At 72.5% G+C, this 6295-nt stretch carries 7 protein-coding genes; 3 read left to right on the top strand and 4 right to left on the bottom strand.

Annotated features, from left to right (window positions below; genetic code table 11):
* Positions 1 to 134: 134 nt before the first annotated feature.
* Positions 135 to 959, bottom strand: coding sequence for an NAD(P)H-binding protein (locus tag FNH05_RS29235; RefSeq protein ID WP_144592074.1), 825 nt, complete (start codon positions 957 to 959; stop codon positions 135 to 137).
* 82 nt (positions 960 to 1041) lie between these two features.
* On the opposite strand from FNH05_RS29235, the gene FNH05_RS29230 reads away from it, so the two are divergent.
* The 3 genes from FNH05_RS29230 (at position 1042) to FNH05_RS29220 (ending at position 4023) form a co-directional block, all read left to right on the top strand.
* Entirely contained in the window at positions 1042 to 1992 is a 951-nt protein-coding gene (locus FNH05_RS29230; RefSeq protein ID WP_144592073.1) for an AraC family transcriptional regulator, read from the top strand.
* 148 nt (positions 1993 to 2140) lie between these two features.
* Entirely contained in the window at positions 2141 to 2566 is a 426-nt protein-coding gene (locus tag FNH05_RS29225; protein WP_144592072.1) for an archease, read from the top strand.
* A gap of 11 nt (positions 2567 to 2577) precedes the next feature.
* A complete protein-coding gene (locus FNH05_RS29220; RefSeq protein WP_281287643.1) occupies positions 2578 to 4023 on the top strand; it encodes an RtcB family protein in 1446 nt (481 codons plus the stop codon).
* Positions 4024 to 4047: 24 nt separating this feature from the next.
* Here FNH05_RS29220 and FNH05_RS29215 read toward each other — a convergent pair whose 3' ends face one another.
* From FNH05_RS29215 to FNH05_RS29205, 3 genes are all read right to left on the bottom strand, one after another.
* Positions 4048 to 4449, bottom strand: coding sequence for an Hsp20/alpha crystallin family protein (locus tag FNH05_RS29215; protein ID WP_144592071.1), 402 nt, complete (start codon positions 4447 to 4449; stop codon positions 4048 to 4050).
* A 117-nt stretch (positions 4450 to 4566) separates the two neighbouring features.
* Complete coding sequence (locus FNH05_RS29210; protein ID WP_144592070.1) at positions 4567 to 5169, bottom strand: ester cyclase; 603 nt, start codon at positions 5167 to 5169, stop codon at positions 4567 to 4569.
* 29 nt (positions 5170 to 5198) lie between these two features.
* Positions 5199 to 5981: an SDR family NAD(P)-dependent oxidoreductase gene (locus FNH05_RS29205; protein WP_144592069.1), complete on the bottom strand. Its 783-nt coding sequence runs from the start codon at positions 5979 to 5981 to the stop codon at positions 5199 to 5201.
* Positions 5982 to 6295: the final 314 nt, after the last annotated feature.

Below are 6295 nucleotides of genomic sequence, written 5' to 3'. Positions count from 1 at the left end.
GTTCGACGGAGAGGACTGCCGGACCCACCGTGGGATCACGCGAGACGAGGCGCCGGAGGCGGGAATCCTCCGCGCGGGGGACCTGCGCCCTGGCACCGATTCCCCTGGCCTCACGGCACCCGCGCGCAAAGGGGTCAGGACCAGTGGCCCGCGGCGGCGGCGCCCGCGACGAAGTCCTCCAATCGCCGGGCGGGCCTGCCGAGAGCCCGTTCCACGTCATCGGAAGGCGCCCTGCCCCGCCCCTCGCGGATGTCCACGAGCAGCCCGGTGAGCAGCCGGGCGACGACGGACGGGACCCCGTTGGCGACCAGTCGCCCGACGTGGACTTCGGGGTCGGTGTCGACGTAGCGGACGGTGCGACCGGTGGCCGCGGCGATGAGGTCGGCCGCCTCACCGAAGCTGATCGCCCGTGGCCCGGTCAGGTGGTAGATCCGGCCGCGGTGGCGGTCTTCGGTCAGCGCCGACGCGGCGACCTCGGCGATGTCTTCGGCGTCGATGAACGGTGTGCGCCCGTCACCGGTGGGCAGGGCCAGGGTGCCGCCGAGGATCCCCGCCCGCCAGGGGCCCTCGGTGAAGTTCTGCGCGAACCAGTCCGGGCGCAGAATGGTCCAGTCCATACCGGAACCGCGCGCGGCCTGCTCGGCGGCGTGGAGCGGGTGTCCCTCTTCGCCTGCGCGGGGAGCCGACAACAGCACCAGCCGCCGCACTCCGGCGGCGGCTGCCCGGCGCACGAAGGCGGGGACGCGGTCGTCCGAACTCGCGAGCAGGTTGGGTTCCATGACGTAGGCGGCGGTGACGCCCTCCAGCGCGGGTGCCCAGGTCGCCGGGTCGCCCAGGTCGAACGGGATGTCGCCGCCGTTGCGGGAGGCCGTCCGGACCGGAAGGCCGTCACCGGCCAGGCGCCGGGCGATCCGGCGGCCGGTCTTGCCGGTGCCGCCCAGAATGAGGATGGTGTTCATGCCCTTCAGGCAACACCGCGACTCCAAGACGATCCATGGGAAAGTGTCCGGCAAAGCTTTGTGATCGTCTAAGGTGACCGACGTGGACGTGCTGAGCGATCTGCTGCGCCGGGCCCGCCCGAGGAACGTTCTGGTCCGGCAGCTGATCCAGCGGCCGCCGTGGTCGCTGGCCTTCGCCGACGCTCCCCCGCTCACGATCGTGGCCACGCTCGGCGGCGGCGCCTCGGTCCGGCTCGGGGACGACTCGGACGACTCGGCACCGGTGCCGCTTTCCCCCGGCGACCTCGCCCTCATCACCGCGACCGGCTCGTACACCGTCGCCGACGATCCGGCGACCCCGCCCCAGGCCGTGATCCGCGGCGGCAGGAAACACGTCACGGCCGGAGCCGGGGAAGCCCCGGGAGTGCAGCGGAACCTCGCCCCCCGCACCTACGGGGACGGCCTGCCCGGGGCCACGATCCTGCTCCGCGGCGCCTGCGAACTCCACGGCGACGTGGGCGCCCGCCTGCTGTCCCTGCTGCCGCCGCTGGCGGTCGTGCCCGCCGGGCCGCGGACCCGGGCGGCGCTGGACCTGCTCGCCGCCGAAGTCACCCGCGACGAACCCGGTCAGGAGGCGGTACTGACCCGGATCCTGGATCTCGTGCTCGTGCTGGCCTTGCGGGCCTGGTGCGCCCGGCCGGGAGCGGCGCTTCCCGGCTGGTACCGGGCGCTGGCCGATCCCGCCGTCGGCGAAGCGCTCCGGCTGCTGCACGCCGATCCCGCCCACCGGTGGACCGTCGCCGCACTGGCCCGCGAAGCCGGGCTGTCCCGTGCCGCCTTCGCCGCGCGGTTCACCGCCCTGGTCGGCGAACCGCCGCTGACCTACTTGACGGGCTGGCGGATGACCCTCGGGGCGGATCTGCTGCGGGACACGGAGGCGACCGTCGCCACGGTGGCCCGCGAGGTGGGCTACGAGGATGCCTTCGCGTTCAGCGTCGCGTTCAAGCGAGCCCGGGGCGTGAGCCCGTCGGTCTGGCGCCGCGCGGCACGCTGATCCCCCGGGGGAAGGAGGCCGGTCCGGTCCGCCGGTCACCAGGCACGGGCGAGGGTGCCGCCGGGGGGACCTTCGCCTCTTCTGGGCACCCCCGCGCCGGAGGCATGCTGCGGTTTCTCGCTCTGCCCCAGACGTCCGGGGAGTGATCGTGACCGGATCAGGCGCGCGGGGTCACCGCACCGCCGCGCACACGGCGGACCTCCGGGTCGAGGCCTGGGGCCCGACCCGCGAAGACTGCATCGCCCAGGCCGTCGCCGCCATGGTCGAAAGCTTCGCCGGGGCCGGGCTGCCCGCGCCCGAGGCCACCGCCGAGTGCGAGGTGACCGGCGAGGAGGACACGGATCTGCTCGCGGCCGCCCTCGACGAGGTCATCTACCGGCTCGAGACCACCGGGGAAATCCCCGCCGTCACCGAGGTCTCCCCCCGCCCCGGTGGCCTGCGGCTGCGGTTCAGGACCGTCGACGCGGGCGCCCTTCCCGCCGTCGGCGCGATACCGAAGGCCGTGTCACTGCACGAACTCCGCTGCGAACGGGGCCCGGATCGCTGGTGGTGCTCGGCGACGATCGACGTGTAAGGAGACGAAAAGTGCGCACCGGCATCGAAGAACCGGCACTGGAGGTCGTCAGGGAAACGCCGTACCGCTTCCGGATCGAACGCCGGGGCGCCATGCGGGTGCCCGGTATCGTGTTCGCCTCCCGTGCGCTGCTGCCGGACCCGTCCACGGACCAGGCGCTGCGGCAGGTGGCCAATGTCGCGACGCTGCCCGGTATCGCGCGGGCGTCCTACGCCATGCCGGACGTGCACTGGGGCTACGGCTTCCCGATCGGCGGCGTGGCCGCCACCGACGTCGCGCTCGGCGGGGTGGTCTCCCCGGGCGGGGTCGGATTCGACATCTCCTGCGGGGTCCGGCTGCTGGCCGCCGATCTCGACCGGGACGGCCTCCGGAACCGGCTCGGCGGGCTCATGGACATCCTCGGCCACGCGATTCCCCGCGGTCTCCACCGCGGGGCTGTCTGGCGGCTGCCCACGCGGGAAGGGCTCCACGACATCCTCACCGGGGGTGCGCAGTACGCCGTGGAGGCCGGCCACGGCGTACCCCGGGACCTCCTCCGGTGCGAGGACGGCGGCATAGTCACCGGCGCCGAGCCCGCCCGCGTCAGCGCCAGGGCGCTCGAACGCGGGCTCGGCCAGGTCGGCAGCCTCGGCTCCGGGAACCACTTCCTCGAGGTGCAGGTGGTCGAGGAGATCTATCACGAACCGGCCGCGCAGGCGTTCGGGCTCCGGCGCGACCAGGTGTGCGTCATGATCCACTGCGGCTCGCGCGGGCTCGGCCACCAGGTGTGCACCGATCACGTCCGGCTGATGGAAGAAGCCATGCCCCGCTACCGGATCGCCGTCCCCGACCGGCAACTGGCCTGCGTACCCGTCGAGTCGCCGGAGGGGCGGGCCTATCTCGGGGCCATGGCGGCGGCGACGAACTACGCCAGGGCCAACCGGCAGTTGCTCACCGAAGCCACCCGCCGGGCCTTCGAAAGCCACCTCGGTGTGGCCGTCGATCTGGTCTACGACGTCTCGCACAACCTGGCCGGCCTCGAAATGCACGACCTCGACGGCGAGCGCCGTCAGTTGTGCGTCCACCGCAAGGGAGCGACCAAGGCACTCCCGCCCTGGCATCCCGATCTCCCGCCCGGCCTCGCGGAGACCGGCCAGCCGGTGCTCATCCCCGGCACGATGGGCACCGCCTCCTACGTGCTGGCCGGGGTGCCCGGCAATCCCGCCTTCCACTCCACCTGCCACGGGGCGGGGCGTACCCAGAGCCGTCACGCGGCGGCTCGTTCGATCCGGGGCAGGACGCTGCGCGACGACCTGGAAGCCCACGGGATCCTCGTCCGTGGCACCTCGTGGCAGGGGCTCGCCGAAGAAGCGCCCACCGCCTACAAGGACATCGACACCGTCGTCGAGGTGAGCACCGGCGCGGGCCTGTGCGGCAAGGTCGCCCGGCTGGTGCCCGTCGGCGTGGTCAAGGGGTGAGCCCGCGGGCCGCCAGCCGCCGGGTCACCCCTTGCCGACCTTGATTTCGACCGGCTTGCTCGGCTGTTCGATCGGCACGGTGACCTCGAGGATGCCGTTCACGTACCGCGCGGTGATCTTCGCCGTGTCCGCCCGTTCGGGCAGCGAGACGGAACGGCAGAACGTGCCGTAGCGGAACTCGCTGTGTTCGGGTTCCTCCGGACCCGCCTCGCGTTCGGCGGTGATGGTGAGCATGCCCGCCTCGGCGGTGATGTGGATGTGCTCGTCTGGATCGAATCCGGGCAGTTCCGCCCGGAGGACGTAGGCGTCCTTCGTGACGTTCTCCTCGAGCCGCATGGCGTTGCGCTCACCGAACAGCCAGGGGTTGTCCAGCCAGTCGATCAGCCCGGGGAACACCACCCGGCGACGCGGCAGTATCGAGGTCATCTCCCTGCTCCCTCCGTCGGGAATACCTGCGTTCCCAGTAGACCCCGGGCATGGGACGTCCCGATGCGGCCCGACGGCCCCCGGTCGGCGGGCCGATGGTCACTTCCTCGCCCGCCGTCAGCCCGCCACGCCGAGTTGCCCGAGCAGGGTCTGGTTGTCCTCGTTGTGCCAGTCCTCGACGATCTTGTCGGGACCGGCGTGCTGGATGTCGATGGCGTTGAACTCGACCGCCTGGCCGTGGCCCCTTGCGCCGCCGAAGACCCCGGTGAAGTGACCGCGGAAGACGAGCCGTGCGGTGATCTTGTCCCCGGTGACGAGCAGGTCCGACAGTTCGCAGGTCAGGTCCGGGACGGCGGCGCGGAAGTTCTTCGAGGCGAAGACCGGCCCGGCCGGTCCCTGTGGCCGCCCGGCGGGCAGGGTGTTGTCGGTGAAGTCCGGGCCGACCGCGGCGTCGAGGTACTTCTGCTGTCCGGTGTTCCAGAACGTGTACAGCAGTTGCGCCAACCGGACTTCCTGCGCGGCCCGCTTCTCACCGATCGACCGGTCGACGGTGAGGGCCTTGGGCTGGACCAGTTCCGGGGACCGGTCGACCAGCTGCCACGGATCCTCCGCCGGGGGCCGATGGCCGTCGGCGGAGGCGTAGGCGGCGGTGCCCGCGACGACACCGGCGAGCGCCAGCGCGGCGGCGACAGCGGCGAGGACGGGCTTGCGGAAGGACATCGATGCTCCTTGGGGGGTGTGGGGGGGTGTCAGATCTGGCGGAGCGCGCCGCCGTCGACGGCCCATTCCGCGCCGGTGACCTGCCGGGCGAGCGGGGAAAGCAGGTACGCGACCACGCGGGCGACGTCGTCGGGGGTGCCGAGCCGGGCGCTGGGCAGCCGCCGCACTTCGCGCACGAAGTGCTCGATCGCGGCCTCGGGCTCCAGCCCGAACCGCGCGGCGAGCTGGTCGGCGAATCCGCCGGGTGCGTCCCACAGACGCGTACGGGTCGGACCGGGAGCGACCACGGTGGACCGCACTCCCCGGGGGCCGAACTCACCGGCGAGCGTCTTCGACAGGGACAGCAAGGCGGTTTTGGCGGCGGCGTAGTCGATCAGGGGAACATCGGGCAGCCGCGCGGCCTCGCTGGTCACGTGCACCACGGAACCGCCACGCTCGAGCAGGGCGGGCAGCGCGGCACGGGTCATCCGCACGACCGAGTGGAAGTTGAGTTCGAAGGTGTCGTGCCACTGCTCGTCGCTCACGTCGAGGAAACCGGCGCGGGCGGTGAGGCCGCCGACGTTGTTGACCAGGCCGTCCAGCCGCCCGTGCCGGTCCAGCACCTCGGCCACGACGCGGGCCGCCGCGCCGGGGTCGGTGACGTCGGCGGCCACCGCGCTCACCGCGGCGCCGAGGCGCTCGACACCATCGGCCTCGCGTGCCACGCCGACGACGGTGGCGCCCTCGGCGGCCAGGACGCGGACGGTGGCCTCGCCTATGCCGGCGGAGGCGCCGGTGACCAGGAAGACCCTTCCGGCCAGCTGAAGATCCATCGGGACTCGCTCCGTTCCAGGGGGAGAAAGGGAAATGTGCCGGCCACCCCGCTTCTCCCCGGCGAGGCGGCCACCCCACGAGCCTCTCCGAGCAGCCACGATAAGTCCAAGTCCTGTTTTCTAACACCGCGATAAACTGCGCTCATAGCGAGCAGCGAGTCCCACCCTCCAGCGGTTGTGTCCCACCTTCCGACGCTTGTGTCCCACCTTCCGGCAGCCCGAGTCCCACGTTCGGCCCGTGCGAGGGCGCCTTTCTCCGCGGTGACCCGCCTGCAAGCAGGGCTGCGTGGTGCCGTGAGGGGACCCCTCACAGC

Origin of the sequence: Amycolatopsis rhizosphaerae, assembly GCF_007713715.1 — a bacterium.
Lineage (GTDB): Bacteria > Actinomycetota > Actinomycetes > Mycobacteriales > Pseudonocardiaceae > Amycolatopsis_E > Amycolatopsis_E rhizosphaerae.
Note: the sequence above shows the minus strand (reverse complement) of the source record. Positions and strands in the feature narration are given on the sequence as shown.